The following is a 15,136-nucleotide window of genomic DNA, read 5'->3' on the forward strand; positions in this document are numbered from 1 at the left end:
CCGTGGTCGTTCATGGGGTGTCGTTCCAGACATCTCTTAAGGGGCTGCTGCCAGACAATCCGCCAAGGGGCGGGGCAGCTGAGATCCGGACGGCTTAAAGCAACGACGTAAGAGGGCTTTTTTGGTCTCTGCCGGGGTTTCCAACCTCCGGGGTCACTAAAGAGGCACTTGTTACATCATTGCCCGACGTGCGGTTCGGTTCTCCCGATCCAATCAACGGCATTTCCCGACGCGGGACGGCTTTGTACTGTTTTGTCAGTCGCATTGCCCAACCGTCGCTGCAGTCAACCCGGCCTCCGGTTCCATCCCGGGGGAGGCCCGGTGCGCTTTGCAGCACCCTGCGACGTGAACGCAGCGCGCACGCCAAGAAGAAGCGCGCCTGCGGCTGAGATTGAGAAAGAGGGGCACCCTCATGAGCGACCGTATCCGCGATTTCCTCCGCCGACGTGACGAAGATGGCCCGTGCGTTGTTGTCGACCTCGACATCGTGCGCGACAATTTCGAAGCATTTGCCAAGTCCTTGCCGGACACCTCCGTTTACTACGCGGTGAAAGCCAACCCGGCACCTGAAATCCTGTCGCTCTTGGAAAGCCTTGGTTCCTCCTTCGATTGCGCCTCCGTCGGCGAAATCGAAATGGTGCTGGCAACCGGTGCATCCGCAGACCGCATTTCCTACGGCAACACCATCAAGAAGGAGAAGGACATTGCGCGTGCCTATCAGTATGGCGTCCGCCTCTTCGCCGTCGACTGCGTCGAAGAAGTCGAAAAAATCAGCCGCGTTGCCCCTGGCTCCAAAGTCTTCTGCCGCGTCCTGTGCGACGGCGTCGGCGCCGAATGGCCGCTCTCCCGCAAGTTCGGCTGCGACCCCGAAATGGCGCCCGACGTCCTCGAACATGCGCACAGGCTCGGCCTTGTCGCCCACGGAGTTTCGTTCCACGTCGGCTCCCAGCAAGCGAACCTCACCGCATGGGATCTCGCTCTCGCCATGGCAGCAGGCGTTTTCCAGGAAATGGCGCTCCGCGGCATCGAACTGAAAATGGTCAACATGGGTGGGGGCTTCCCGACCCGTTATGTGAAAGACGTCCCGGGCGTTTCGACCTACGGCGAAGCGATCTTCCAGGCGCTGTGCAAGCATTTCGGCAACCGTCTGCCGTCCACCATCATTGAGCCGGGCCGCGGCATGGTGGGCAACGCCGGCATGATCGAAGCGGAAGTCGTTCTGATTTCGCGCAAATCCGCGAGCGACGACGTGCGCTGGGTCTACCTCGATATCGGCAAGTTCCACGGCCTGGCCGAAACCATGGACGAGGCAATCCGTTATCCGATCCGCACCCCGCGCGACGGTGACGCCACTGCACCTTGCGTGCTGGCTGGCCCGACCTGCGACAGCGTCGACGTTCTTTACGAAAAGACGCCGTACGAACTGCCGGTGAGCCTGTCCATTGGCGACAAGGTGCTGATTGAGGCTTGTGGTGCCTACACCACGACCTATTCCACGGTCGGTTTCAACGGCTTCGCGCCGCTGGCGTCCTTCGTCATCTGAGGCAAGTGCCATGATTGATATTGTGGACGAGGCGCCGGATCACACCGGCGCCCGCGAGGGTCTGCTTGACCTTTGCTTCGGTGAGGACCGCTTCAGGAAAACCTCCGAGCGTCTGCGTGAAGGCCGGCTTCCGGTCTTCGCATTTTCCGCGATCGACGAATCTGGCAAGCTCGTGGGAACGGTAAGGCTCTGGTCTGTGGCGGACCGCAACGGCTCGCAAAGCCTGTTGCTTGGACCCCTTGCCGTCGATCCGGGCTGCCGGGGACTGAAGGTCGGGGACCGCCTCATGCGGCACGCCCTCAACCAGACAGCCATGCTTGGCCATGGATCCGTGATCCTGGTCGGCGACCAGCCGTATTACACGCGCTTCGGATTTGCAGCCGGCCTTCTCGACAAGGTCGCGCTGCCAGGCCCGGTGGACTATCACCGGTTTCTCGGACTGGAGTTCGCTCCGGGGCATATAGCCGGGCTGGAAGGCGTTCTGTCAGCGGCCGGCGTGCTGGACCCGATGGCGGCGCCAACGGCGCGGGACGAGGTTTTCCCGGCGTCGCAAGCAGTCTGAACGTCAGGACATTGAAGAGGACGGCGGCGATCTTTTTCGCCGCCGTCTCTTGTTTTTTCAAGCAGAGGCCTGTCTTTTGCCTAGAAGGTCCGGAGAAGTTCGTTTGTCTTTCCTTGACTAAGCTTTTTCGGGAAGACTTGAAATTCCTGCAGAAACCAGCCACACGTTACAATGGCGCAATAAGTGCGCTTTTCTGTATGAAGGATACCCCAATGGGCCGGACCCTCCGGACACGGTGAGGGCGGCATATCGGATAGGATTGGAGTTACGCATATGACCGACGACACCAACGACGGTGCGCCGAAGAAACCGGCGGCAAAGGCCGCTGCAAAGCCGGCCACGCGGCGCAAGACCACACCGCGCACCGCTGCGTCCAAACTTGCGGCCGGGAAGCCTGCAAGCTCCAAATCGACATCTGCAAATTCGACGTCTGGCAAAGCTGCGTCTGCCACAGCCTCATCTGGCAAAACAACCTCCACTAAAACTGCCTCGGCCAAACCGGCCGCAGCCAAAGCTGCACCCCGAAGGACTTCGACGGGAAAGGCGGCTGCCACCAAGGCTCCCCAAAAAGAGCCGGCCAAGACTTCCGGTCCTTCAAAGACTGCTCCGGCCAGATCCGCGGCGAAGAAACCAGCCGCATCGGTCGCCAAAGCAGCACTTGCCAAGGCAAGCGAAGCGAAAGCTCCTGCAAGGCGAGCGGCGAAACCTGCAACCGGTAAGTCTGGCCCCGCCAAAGTAGCTCCGGTGAAGGTCGCAGCTTCAAAAGCTCCGGCCTCCAAGGCTTTAACCGGCGCCGGCAAGGGCCCTGTTCACGGCACCATCACCGGCCCTCTCGTGATGATCGGTCTTGGTTCCATCGGCAAGGGAACGTTGCCGCTGATAGAGCGTCATTTCAACTTCGACAAAAACCGGTTCACCGTGATCGACCCGGTCGATGCCGATGCCAAGCTTGTCACGGACCGGGGCTACAGGTTCGAGAAGGTGTCGCTGACACCTGAAAACTACAAGGACGTTCTCACGCCTCTGCTCACAGAGGGCGAGGGGCAGGGCTTTGTGGTCAACCTGTCTGTCGATACTTCATCGCTGGACCTGATGAAGCTCTGCCGCAAGCTGGGTGTGCTTTACATCGACACGGTGGTCGAGCCCTGGCCAGGTTTCTACTTCGACGACACCGCCACGGCAGCCGACCGGACCAACTACGCGCTGCGTGAAACCGTACGCCGGGAAAAGAAGAAGAACCCCGGTGGTACCACGGCGGTCTCCTGCTGCGGGGCCAATCCGGGCATGGTGTCCTGGTTCGTGAAGAAGGCTCTGGTCGATATTGCGACCGATACCGGCGTCAAATTCAAGGAGCCGACCAGTCAGAAAGGCTGGGCGAAGCTGATGAAGAAGGTGGGTGTCAAAGGCATTCACATTGCCGAACGCGATACCCAGCGGGCCAAGGAACCGAAGCCTTCCGGTGAATTCTGGAACACCTGGTCAGTGGAAGGTTTCCTGTCCGAAGGCTTCCAGCCTGCCGAACTTGGCTGGGGCACGCATGAAACCTGGAAGCCCGCAAACGCCAAGAAGCACAAGAAGGGCTGCAAGGCCGCGATCTATCTCGAACAACCGGGCGCCAACACCCGTGTCCGGACATGGTGTCCGACACCTGGCGCGCAATATGGCTTCCTAGTCACGCACAATGAGGCGATTTCGATCGCAGACTATTTCTCGGTGCGGGACGGCAAGAAGACAAGCTATCGCCCGACCTGCCACTATGCCTATCATCCGGCAAACGTTGCGGTGCTCTCGCTGCACGAATTGTTCGGCTCTGCGGGCAAGGTTCAGGAGACGCTGCACGTTCTCGACGAGAGTGAACTGCAGGATGGCATCGATGAACTCGGCGTTCTGCTCTACGGCCACAAGAAAAACGCCTACTGGTACGGCTCGCAGTTGTCAGTAGAGGAAACACGGGAACTGGCGCCGTATCAGAACGCGACGGGTCTTCAGGTGACATCGGCCGTGCTGGCCGGCATGGTCTGGGCGCTGGAAAACCCGGAGGCCGGGATCGTCGAGACGGACGAGATGGACTACAAGCGCTGCCTTGAAATCCAGTCGCCCTATCTTGGTCCTGTAAAGGGCTATTACACGGACTGGACACCACTAGAAGGGCGGCCCGGCTTCTACAAGGAAGATATCGACACCAAGGATCCCTGGCAGTTCCGGAACGTTTTGGTGCGGTGACGTTAAACGCACTTCCTGATCAATATCAGCCGCCGGGTAGCTCCGGCGGCTTTTTACTGTGTTCCGGGGTTTCTGGACGTTTCGATTTTCGAGATCTTGTGATCAACACGACAAAGTTGAAGTCGATATTGAGCAAATAGCGTTTCATCGGAAACGCTTGTCACTGACAAAAGGCGCTCTAATCTGTAGATTAACCGTCATATCCGGTGGGTATGCGACCTCTGCAGGTTGTTATTGTGCAGATTTACCGGTTTTGTCGCGCCGGACGTGTTCGGTTTGTTTTTGCTGTGTCACCCGTCACAGGGGCTTGGACAAGGCGGCAGGTAAGATGTGTCAGTATCTGTGCTTCGGACTGCTTCAAACACTGATGATAACGGTAGCCGTTTAGCGCACCTCCGACCGGGGGTGACCGATCGTGAAAGGACCGGGCACCCCATGACCGACAGCCAGCTGCTGACATCATAAAAAGGACAATAACAGTGCCGACTTCCCCGGAAACGACCTCACAAACTTTCGCGCATCCGCTTGCACCGGAGAGCCGTCATGCCGGAACGACAAGGATCCTGCATTGGATAATTGCTGCTCTGGTTCTGGCGACATGGCCATTGGGCTATGTCATCAAGTTCGTGAAGAGCGACGTGTCCCTGGATTTCTACCTGCTGCACGAAAGCTTCGGCTTTCTGTTGCTCTGGCTGATGCTCGTCCGTGTGGGCAACAAGCTTCTCGCTCACAAGCCGGCAGAGGAGGGGCCAGCGCTGGAACGGATGGCTGCTGCCACCGTGCACGGTCTGCTCTACCTGTTCCTGATCATCATGCCCGTGAGTGGGTTCCTGGCGACCAATGCGCATGGTTTCCCGCTGAGCTGGTTCGGCGTCATTCCCGTCTGGAGCCCGATCGGCAAATCGCCGGACATTGCCGGAACGCTCTCGGCCATTCATTCCTGGAGCGCCTGGGTCCTGCTGGTTTTGTTCGCCCTTCACATTGGGGCGGTGGTGTTCCACCACGTTCTGAGGCGTGACCCGACACTCTACAAGATCCTGTAACGGACCCAACGGTGGATTGGATTGGTTGACGCCCGACAGATCAGGGATGTCAGCCAATCAGCCGAACGACTTCCAGCGCTTCGACCCTGCCTTTGACCTGGTGCGAGCCAATCGGCTCGCGTTCAAAGGTCCTGTCGAGGCGTCTGGCGATTTCGTCTGAAACGAGGATTACCACGTCGGCAGTCTCATCGATCTCCTTGCCGAGGCTTTCCAGACGGGAAGCGGCATTCACCGTGTCGCCGATCACCGTGTAGTTCACCCGCTCCGGCGCGCCGATGTCGCCAACGACAAGCGGTCCCATGTGAAGGCCGATGCGGATGCGCACCGGTGCTTCGCCGCGCGCGATGCGGGCCTGATTGTCCGCCCTTATGGCCTTTGCCATTGCGATGGCGGCACGTGCAGCGGGTTCTGCCGGATTTTCCAGACGCTCCGGAGCGCCCCAGAAGGCCATGACGCTGTCGCCGATGTATTTGTCGATGGTGCCGCCTTCCCGGGTGATTTCCGCACCGAGCAGCGAAAGGTGATGGTTCACGAAAGCGGCGGTTTCGGTTGCTGTCATGCCTTCGGACGCCGAGGTGAACCCGGCAATGTCGGTGAACAGCACCGCGACCTCGCGTTCTTCCGGCGGAGCATCGGCCCTGCCTTCGCGCAGAAGTTTCCGGACGAGCGTTTTCGGTACATACCGGCTGAAAGCGGTCAGGCCACCGACCATCGAGTTGAAGCCGTTGGCCAGATCATCCAGTTCGCGGACGAAGCTCCCGGGCAAGTGCTCCGCAGCATCCAGTTCCAGATCGGCAACAGCCCGTGCGCCGAGAGCTGCCCGGCGGATCGGCTGGCCGATGCGGTGGGCCAGGAAACCGGCACCGACCAGAGACAGACCAAGCAGTGCAACGCCGATCAGGATGGCATCGCTTAACTGTTCAAGCGGTTGCTCCAGAATTTCTGCCGGAAAATGGGCGCCAATCGAAATCGGCAGCCCCGTCGGGCCGAGGTCCGGGCTCTGAATGACGACAAATCTCTTGTTGCCAAATACATCATATCCGGCACGCATTTCGTGCCCGGGGCGAATGCCATACGTCGATGCATCGACCGGCTCGGTCGATCGCAAGGTTTTCAGAAAGGAGTCCGGGACGTTCTCCAGATCAATGACAGGATGGGTGGGCGACAGAAGGTTGAAAACTTCCGGCAGCGCCGGATGCGCGATCACGCCGTAAGTCTGCGGATTGATCATGAAGACCTGAACCAGTCCGGTGGAAATGTCGCTGGTGACTTCGGACAAGCGCTCCATGGACATGGCCATGAGAACCAGACCCTCGTATGTGCGGCCTTCAGGGCTTTCGGAGAGGATCGGCTGAACGTGGGCGATGTAGGTGTGCTGGCGCTGGGGGTAGAAGGACGGCCCGGACCAGAAGGGTGCGGTCTTTGTGCTCGAAGACGCTATCAGACCTGCGAGCGCGTGGGTTTCATCGGTTTTGGGCACAAATTGCGGCACGAGAATGCCGTCGGCGCGGCCCCGGTCGACCTGGATGAAATTGCCGTTCCTGTCGACAACAATGATAAAGGAAACATGTTCCATGGCCGAAAGCGCGCCGAACATATAGTCGGCGACCTCCTGCGGGCGGCTCATCAGAATGCTGCCGGAGGCCAGGGCATCCACGGTATAGGAGCTGGCTTCCTCTACGGCTTCGATCTGGGCGCTAAAAGCCTGGTCGAGGGAGTGCATGCCCGAGTTGATCAGCGATCCACCCAGGTTGCGCACCACCTTTTCAGATGTTGATGCCTGAACGATCAGAACAAGCGCTGCTGTTACGAAGACAAAACCGCCGATAACCGTCGTAAGCGTCGGCGTGATGTGAAGGCGCCTGTTGAGTGGCAAGTGTTTGGCCCGCGGACTGAATTTCAATTCCCTACCCATACCCCGATAACGTCTTGAGGCAAAGTGTGGGTGTGTCGGCCAAACAGGCGACTACGAAGCTCGTGGCCAATGGCAAATCAGCCGCGCAATCGAACAACGTCGACGGCTTCCGATTTGCCCTTGACCATGTGCGCACCGATGACCTCCTGATCAAACGTGCTGTCGAGGCATCTGGCGATTTCCTCTGAAACGAGGATCACCACATCGGCAGTCTCGTCGATCTCCTTGCCGAGACTTTCCAGACGGGAGGCGGCATTCACCGTGTCGCCAATCACCGTGTAGTTCACCCGCTCCGGCGCGCCGATGTCGCCAACGACAAGTGGTCCCATGTGAAGGCCGATGCGGATGCGTACCGGTGCTTCGCCGCGCGCGATGCGTGCCTGATTGTCCACCCTAATCGCCCGCGCCATTGCGATGGCGGCGCGAGCAGCAGGCTCCGCCGGATTTTCCAGCCGCTCCGGAGCGCCCCAGAAGGCCATGACGCTGTCGCCGATGTATTTGTCGATGGTGCCGCCTTCCCGGGTGATTTCCGCACCGAGCAGCGAAAGGTGATGGTTTACGAAAGCGGCGGTTTCGGTTGCCGTCATGCCTTCGGACGCCGAGGTGAACCCGGCAATGTCGGTGAACAGCACCGCGACCTCGCGTTCCTCCGGCGGAGCATCGGCCCTGCCTTCGCGCAGAAGCTTCTGGACGAGCGTTTTCGGAACGTAGCGATTGAAGGCTTTCAAACCACCCACCATGGCATTGAAGCCCTTGGACAGATCGTCGAGCTCCCGGATGATGCTTGCGGGCAGCGGTGTTACGGCTTCAAGGTTCAGGTCTGCCACCTCTCTGGCCGCGACCGAAGCGCGTTGCACCGGCCTTGCGATCCGTCTTGCCAGCAAAACGGCGCCGAGCAGGGACAGGGCAAGCAGTGCGCCGCCCACGATAAGCGCCGCCAGCAGTTGTTTGAGCGGCTGATCCAGGTACTCGGCTGGAAAATGCATGCCGATCCTGACCGGAAGCCCCATCAGGTTTTCATTCTTCTGCTCCAGGATCACGAACCGCTTGGCGCCGTCTGAATCGGTGCCGGAATAGATATCCAGATCCTCGGAAATGTCGAAGGACGCATTGTCCACTTTGGGCATATCCTCAAAGCCGGCCAGAAAGACATCGGGGAGCTGACTGACCTTGAGCAGTGGCGTTTCCTTGGTCAGCTTGCCAAAGGACTTGTAAAGGTCGGGATGGGCGACAATTTCGTCAGATCCCTCCTTCATCAGGAACACGGTTATGTCGTCGGTGGAAACATGCCAGGTGATTTCCGACATCCGGTCCAGCGACATGCCGATCATCAGGCTGCCGCGGTAGGTCTTGCCTTCATGGAGCGGGCGCACGAAGACATAGTAGGTGTGTTCCCGGTTCGGCATATAGAACGGCTCGCTCCAGAAAGCGCCCGTCTGTGTCTTTGCGCGTTCCGACAGGGGAACGAGGATCGGGATATCTTTCGCCAGGTTGACGTCTCCGCCAAGCAGCTTGCCGTCCGCATCGCCCCTGTCGACATCAATGCCCTTGCCGTTCTCATCGATCAGCACGAGAAAGGACACCTGCTCCATCGGGGCAAGCGCACCGTAAAGATAGGACAGGACGAGGTCCGGATCGTCGAGCGGCAGCTCCTTGCGCTCATAGGTCAGCCTGGTGAACTCGGCCGTTTCGGTGATGGCGTTCAATTGCTCGACAAACGCGGTTTGAGCCGCATCCATGCCGATGTCCACCAGTTCACCGCCCATTCTCCTGACGACTTGCGATGAGGTGACAGCCTGGATGAACAGGATGGCGGCAGCAGTCATCAGCACGAAGCTGCCGATGACGGTTGCAAGGGTCGGCGTGATGAAGAGTTTCCTGCGTGCTGCCACCGTGACGTCCTGATCGTGAGCTTTTTGGTCGTTAGGCCGGTATCTGTTTCAAATTACGCGCCGCGGAGCAATCAGGGAACCGCATCGAAGGCCAGAAAGCTTCCCTGAATGCAAAAAGACCCGCAAGGCCGAGGCCGTGCGGGTCTTGAAGGTGAATGCGTCGAAAGGCGCGTCAGGTGGTTTTTTCCTTCGACTCGAACCTGTGACCGTAGTCCACGGCGATTTCGTAGTCCGGGTCTTCAAGAACCGAAACTTCGACGAGGTCGCCTGCCTTGGCCAGAAGCTTCTTGCAGTCCGGCGAAAGATGGCGCAGGTGCAGGCGCTTGCCGGCCGCAAGATATTTCGAAGCCAGTGCATCGATTGCTTCCAGCCCGGAATGATCGACCACGCGGCTGTCGATGAAGTCGACAACAATGTCGTCAGGGTCGTTCAGCGGATCAAACAGATCGGTAAAGCCGGTGGTGGACCCGAAAAACAGCGGCCCGCTCAGCCGGTAGACCTTCCAGCCTTCCTTGCTGGTGCCCGTCCGGGCCCGGATGCGGCTGGCCGCATTCCAAGCATAGGCGAGCGCGGAGATGATCACGCCGACAACGACGGCGACCGCGAGATCCGAATAGACGGTAACGCAGGTGACGATCACCATCACGATCGCATCGATCGGCGGGATCTTGTGCATGATCTTCAGGCTGGTCCAGGCAAAGGTGCCGATCACAACCATGAACATCACACCGACCAGCGCCGCCACCGGAATCCGTTCGATCAGCGGAGACGCGATGACAATGAAGGACAGCAGGAAAAGAGCTGCGGAAATGCCGGAGATCCGGGTGCGTGCACCGGATTTCACGTTGATCATGGATTGGCCGATCATGGCGCAGCCACCCATGCCGCCGAAGAAGCCGGTCACCACGTTTGCCGTGCCCTGTGCAAGGCATTCCTTGGAAGCACCGCCCTTGGTGCCGGTCAGGTCGGCCACCAGGTTCAGCGTCAGCAGGGATTCAATCAAGCCGATGGCAGCCAGGATCACAGCATAGGGCAGGATGATCTGCAGTGTCTCGAACGTCAGCGGCACCATGGGAATGTGGAACTCGGGCAGACCGCCGGAAATCGACGAGAGGTCACCGACCGCGCGAGTGTCGAGATTGAAGCCGAGCACGAGAGCCGAGACAACGAGAATACCGGCCAGCGGTGCGGGAAAGGCCGATGTGATCTTGGGCAGTAACCAGATGACGGCCATGGTGAGCACGATCAGGCCAAGCATCAGATACAGCTGAGAGCCCGTCATCCAGGTCAGTCCGCCGGTTCCATCGGGAACCTTGAACTGGCCGAGCTGGGCCAGGAAGATCACGATTGCCAGACCGTTGACGAAGCCGAGCATGACCGGGTGAGGGACCATGCGAATGAACTTGCCCCACTTCAGCAGTCCCACGACGATCTGGATCAATCCCATCAGCACCACGGTGGCGAAGAGATACTCCACGCCGTGCAGGCTGACGAGGGAGACCATCACCACGGCCAGGGCGCCGGTTGCGCCCGAGATCATGCCGGGGCGGCCGCCGATACAGGCGGTGATCAGTCCGACGAAGAACGCCGCATAGAGCCCTACAAGCGGATTGACGCCGGCAACGAAGGCGAAAGCCACGGCTTCGGGGACCAGCGCCAGGGCGACGGTCAACCCGGCGAGGAGTTCGGTTCTGATGCGGGACGCATCCATTTTCAATGGTTGTTCAGGCGCAACGGCCTCCGCGCGTGCTGACACGAGCTGCTCCGGATATTTGGTGTGGTTTTTCAGGTCAGCGCCAATCCCTGCCCGGATTTCCGCTTTTTGACCTAGATCAAGTGGCCATCTTTTAATCGATTTTTTGCAATGCAGCAAGGTAGACTAATGAGGATCTGCAACGCGTTTTTCCGCGTTCTTGTGACATGAACGGCAAATGTCCGGCGCCTTGAGACAGTAGAGCAGGGGAAAATGGATGTGGTTTCGATACTTTCCGCAGGTGAAATGCCTACATCGATCCATTCTATTCTGCAGGTCAGCAGAAAAATTTTAATCTGCTTTGCGAACGCGTGAAGTCAGGAAAATAACTTCTCGTTTTATCGTTCGGATATCTGCCGGTTTGATTCGTGGTGCCGTTTTTCTGCTGCTTCCTGGGCAAGGGCCACGTGGGTGGGCCTGTCGAGAGGTGGGAGGGCTAGCTCCAAAAGACCGACGGATGTACCAATCAAAGGCCCGATATTCAGTATTCTGATTAGAATTTACCACCGCAATGCAATCAGGTTGCAGACCCCGCGAATTGTCCCATAGTGTTATTCCACCAGATAACGGATTGCTGAGGACGTGGCCGCACTCGAACAACAGATTTGTATGAACTTGTCATGGCCGCAGCTTAGGGAAGGCGCGATGCGACGGCTCAATGTCTGCTTCATATTGAGTGTTTTTCTTTTTATGTCCGGCGCCCGGGCTCAGGAGGTTCTGAGATTATCCGGTTTTGAGGCGCCCAATCTGACCCCTGCCGCCGAGAAAATCCTCGCCAGGGCGTATTCAGAGCTGGGCATCCGCGTTGAAACAGTCATTAACAACCCGCAAAGGGCGTTGATGGACGCGGCTGCCGGCAGGACCGATGGTGTGCTGGTTCGCGTCAGGGCCATCGAAGCCGACCATAACAGCCTCTTGCGCGTCGATGTTCCGGTGATTGTGGCGCGTACGTTTGCCTATGCGAACAAGCGTGAGCTTCGCGGCAAGTCCTTCAAGCAACTCAGACATTTGCGGATCGGACACGTCTCCGGTGCGCGTTTCGCCGCGAAGCTGGCAGACGGCTTCGCCGAGATCTGGACTGCCGAAACTCCTGAACAATTGTTCGAGATGCTTCGGCGCGACCATGTCGATCTCGTCATTGCCGGGGAAGGCACAGGGCGTCGGGTCATTCGGGACAAAAAGCTTGAAGGTGTCTTTCCGTTAAGGCCGTCTCTGCGGGAGGTCGAGTTCTATCACTATCTGCATGAAAGACATGTCGATCTGGTGCCAAGGATCGAAGCTGTTCTGCGAAGAATGCTTTCGGTGATTGCAGGTGAGGAACCCGATGGAGCGGGGGACACCGCCCCGGGGCAAGATGAAGAAGTTCTGCACAAGACCAGCTTGAGCTGAGAAACCAGGGATGTCGGCCCATTCGGCGAGACCCATCCGCCTCAAGTCATTTTGTCTTCATCTATAGGGTCGCTTCCCAAGCGGATTTCGCAGCCAACAACCACGCCAGGAGGGGCACCATGTGGACGATGAGGCTGGAGGATCGTGTCGACGACACACATATCAGATCCAGGCAAGGATTGCCCCGGAACCCGGATCAAATGAAAAAGCTCGACGGCAAACGCGGCTGGGATTAGAACCGGGAAAAAGACGCTCGGGAGGAACCATGAAGCCGACCAATCCGGTCTTCACCGGCATTGCCACCACTGTGTTCGAGACGATGTCGCGGCTTGCGATGGCGCATGGCGCAGTGAACCTCGGACAGGGGTTTCCCGATGTCGACGGGCCTGCGGACATCCGGCAGGCTGCTGCCGATGCGCTGCTGCAGGGGCCGAACCAGTATCCGCCCATGCTGGGCATACCGGACTTGCGCCAGGCCATTGCGGAGGCCAATCGCCGTTTCTACGGTCTGGAGGTCGATCCGCAGACCGAAGTCATGGTGACGTCAGGAGCCACCGAAGCGCTGGCGGATTGCATTTTCGCGCTGGTGTCGCCGGGGGATGAGGTCGTTCTGATCGAGCCTCTCTACGATTGCTACCTGCCGCTGGTGAAGCAGGCCGGCGGCATTCCCGTGCGCGTCAGGGTGACCCCGCCCCACTGGTCCCTGGATGAAGATGCCCTCCGGGCGGCTTTCTCCGACAAGACGAAGGCGGTTCTCATTAACAACCCGATGAACCCGACGGCCAAGGTGTTTTCGGACGACGAACTTGAACTGGTCGCTTCTCTCTGCCGGCAGTACGACGCCTATGCGATCTGTGACGAAGTCTATGAGCATCTCGTCTTTGACGGACGCCGCCACAGGCCGTTGATGACGCTGGAGGGGATGCGCGAGCGCACGGTGAGGATCGGTTCTGCGGGCAAGACCTTTTCGCTGACCGGCTGGAAGGTTGGCTATGTCACGGGGCCGGCCGCGTTGATGGATCCGATTGCCAAGGCGCACCAATGGCTGACCTTCACCACGCCGCCACATTTGCAGAAGGCCGTTGCCTACGGGTTGCGCAAGGACGACAGCTATTACGACGGGCTGGCGCAAGACCTGGCCGCAAAGCGCGACCGCATGGCGGCAGGTCTCGCGGACCTTGGTTTTTCCGTTCTGCCCTGCGAGGCAACCTACTTCCTGACCTGCGGGTTTCAAGGACTTGGCCTTGGTCAGACGGATGTGGAAGCCTGTGAGACGCTTGTGACGGCTGCCGGGGTCGCGGCTGTTCCTGTCTCGGCCTTCTACGGGTCAGATGCCCCTGAAGGCTACATCCGGTTCTGTTTCTGCAAGCAGGACACCGTGATTGACGAGGCGCTTGCCCGCCTCGCTGTATTTTTGACTGCGGCTCGTGCCGAATCCGCTTAGCCTGACACTGTGTAACCTTGGAAATGAGAAACTTCATGGACAATCCGGCTCTGGTCGACGTTACCCGCGGCTCCGTGATCGAAAGCTTGCATCGGGGCAGCATCGCGATTGTCGATAGCGCCGGAAAGCTCGTATTCGGTATCGGCAACGTGGATGCCCGCGTGTTTCCGCGCTCTGCCATCAAGGCGCTTCAGGGGTTGCCTCTGGTGGAATCGGGGGCGGCGGAAGCGCTGGACTATTCCGACGCGGAACTGGCGCTTGCCTGCGCCTCACACAATGGCGAAGAAGTTCATGCCAATTCGGCACGGGTCATGCTGATGAAAGCGGGACTTGCCGAAGACCATCTGGAATGCGGTCCGCAGTGGCCGCAGCGCATGGAAGATGCCGCCAAACTGATCCTTGCAAACGAAACACCCTGCGGCCTGCACAACAACTGTTCGGGAAAACATGCCGGTTTCCTTGGTCTTGCCAAGGTGATGGGTGTCGAGACACGCGGCTATGTGAATGCGGACCATCCCGTGCAGCGCGAAGTTCGGAACGTGATGGAGCAGATGACCGGCGACACTCTGTCGGAAGATGTCTGCGGCACGGACGGGTGTTCGATCCCGACATACGCTTCGCCGTTGCGCAGCTTTGCCCGCGCCTTCGCCGCCTTCGGAACCGGCGAGGGGCTTGAGCCGCTGCGCGCAGACGCGGCGGAACGGCTGTTCGATGCCTGCATCAACGAGCCTTACATGGTCGCCGGAACGGACCGTTTCTGCACGCAGGTGATGGAAGCTTTCCGGGGCCGTGTCTTTGTAAAGACCGGCGCTGAAGGCGTTTTTTGCGCGTCCATTCCCGAGCTTGGTTTCGGTGTATCGCTGAAGTGTGACGACGGCGCAACCCGGGCGTCCGAAGTGATGATGGCGACCGTCCTGGAGGCAATGCTGGAGCTCAATGACGACGAGGCAGCTCTGCTCGACAGACTGGTCAATCCGCCGATCCTGACCCGACAGGGCATCCAGGCCGGTCACATCAAACCGCGCGAGGCGTTCCTGACCGAGCTGAAGGCAGCGCTACCGTAAGGACGATTGTCTTCCGGTTTTGGGGCTGCTGCATACTTCCGAGCTTGTAGTCCATCTTTTGAAACGCATGGTTTCGAAACGATTCTCAAGAAGAAGAGACGGGGTTTGGAACACTGTTTTTTCTAGGTAAGGTCCATGATTCCAATTTATTACCTTGTTTTCTTAAGGTGGTAATTTAGGAAATCTACCAAGTATATCACCCAAGCCCTGCTAGCCTGCCCGGTGGCAGACCGGATATTACCGGTGAACAGACCTGGCGGACAGAAGGTTTCGGCGTTTCGGCGCCTTGCAATTTTGGTATGCGGGTG

General features: G+C 59.0%; 11 protein-coding genes. 7 read left to right on the top strand and 4 right to left on the bottom strand.

Annotated features, from left to right (window positions below; genetic code table 11):
* Positions 1 to 412 precede the first annotated feature (412 nt).
* On the top strand, positions 413 to 1,543 hold the full coding sequence (locus tag FMN63_RS22750) for a type III PLP-dependent enzyme (RefSeq protein WP_148586416.1): 1,131 nt from the start codon (positions 413 to 415) through the stop codon (positions 1,541 to 1,543).
* A gap of 10 nt (positions 1,544 to 1,553) precedes the next feature.
* Positions 1,554 to 2,105, top strand: a complete 552-nt coding sequence (locus tag FMN63_RS22755; RefSeq protein ID WP_148586417.1) for a GNAT family N-acetyltransferase — start codon at positions 1,554 to 1,556, stop codon at positions 2,103 to 2,105.
* Positions 2,106 to 2,185: 80 nt separating this feature from the next.
* Here FMN63_RS22755 and FMN63_RS22760 read toward each other — a convergent pair whose 3' ends face one another.
* Entirely contained in the window at positions 2,186 to 2,755 is a 570-nt protein-coding gene (locus tag FMN63_RS22760) for a hypothetical protein (protein WP_148586418.1), read from the bottom strand.
* A gap of 187 nt (positions 2,756 to 2,942) precedes the next feature.
* On the opposite strand from FMN63_RS22760, the gene FMN63_RS22765 reads away from it, so the two are divergent.
* The gene (locus FMN63_RS22765) at positions 2,943 to 4,328 is read left to right on the top strand and encodes a homospermidine synthase (protein WP_148587314.1); all 1,386 of its coding nucleotides are present in this window, start codon (positions 2,943 to 2,945) and stop codon (positions 4,326 to 4,328) included.
* A 479-nt stretch (positions 4,329 to 4,807) separates the two neighbouring features.
* Positions 4,808 to 5,371, top strand: a complete 564-nt coding sequence (locus tag FMN63_RS22770) for a cytochrome b (protein WP_148586419.1) — start codon at positions 4,808 to 4,810, stop codon at positions 5,369 to 5,371.
* 49 nt (positions 5,372 to 5,420) lie between these two features.
* On the opposite strand, the gene FMN63_RS22775 is transcribed toward FMN63_RS22770, so the two are convergent.
* The 3 genes from FMN63_RS22775 to FMN63_RS22785 all read right to left on the bottom strand — a co-directional run bounded on the left by FMN63_RS22775 (position 5,421) and on the right by FMN63_RS22785 (position 10,889).
* Positions 5,421 to 7,274 carry an adenylate/guanylate cyclase domain-containing protein gene (locus FMN63_RS22775; protein ID WP_209001276.1) on the bottom strand — a complete coding sequence of 618 codons (1,854 nt, stop codon included), beginning with the start codon at positions 7,272 to 7,274 and terminating at the stop codon, positions 5,421 to 5,423.
* 89 nt (positions 7,275 to 7,363) lie between these two features.
* Positions 7,364 to 9,178, bottom strand: a complete 1,815-nt coding sequence (locus FMN63_RS22780; RefSeq protein WP_148586421.1) for an adenylate/guanylate cyclase domain-containing protein — start codon at positions 9,176 to 9,178, stop codon at positions 7,364 to 7,366.
* A 172-nt stretch (positions 9,179 to 9,350) separates the two neighbouring features.
* Positions 9,351 to 10,889 carry a SulP family inorganic anion transporter gene (locus FMN63_RS22785; RefSeq protein ID WP_148587315.1) on the bottom strand — a complete coding sequence of 513 codons (1,539 nt, stop codon included), beginning with the start codon at positions 10,887 to 10,889 and terminating at the stop codon, positions 9,351 to 9,353.
* 687 nt (positions 10,890 to 11,576) lie between these two features.
* Between FMN63_RS22785 and FMN63_RS22790 the strand changes: the two genes are divergently transcribed.
* The 3 genes from FMN63_RS22790 (at position 11,577) to FMN63_RS22800 (ending at position 14,828) form a co-directional block, all read left to right on the top strand.
* The gene (locus tag FMN63_RS22790; protein ID WP_148586422.1) at positions 11,577 to 12,320 is read left to right on the top strand and encodes a transporter substrate-binding domain-containing protein; all 744 of its coding nucleotides are present in this window, start codon (positions 11,577 to 11,579) and stop codon (positions 12,318 to 12,320) included.
* 265 nt (positions 12,321 to 12,585) lie between these two features.
* Entirely contained in the window at positions 12,586 to 13,764 is a 1,179-nt protein-coding gene (locus FMN63_RS22795) for an aminotransferase (RefSeq protein ID WP_148586423.1), read from the top strand.
* 35 nt (positions 13,765 to 13,799) lie between these two features.
* Positions 13,800 to 14,828, top strand: coding sequence for an asparaginase (locus FMN63_RS22800; protein ID WP_148586424.1), 1,029 nt, complete (start codon positions 13,800 to 13,802; stop codon positions 14,826 to 14,828).
* The last annotated feature ends 308 nt before the right edge of the window (positions 14,829 to 15,136 follow it).

It is taken from the genome of Stappia sp. BW2 (assembly GCF_008107695.1).
Lineage (GTDB): Bacteria > Pseudomonadota > Alphaproteobacteria > Rhizobiales > Stappiaceae > Roseibium.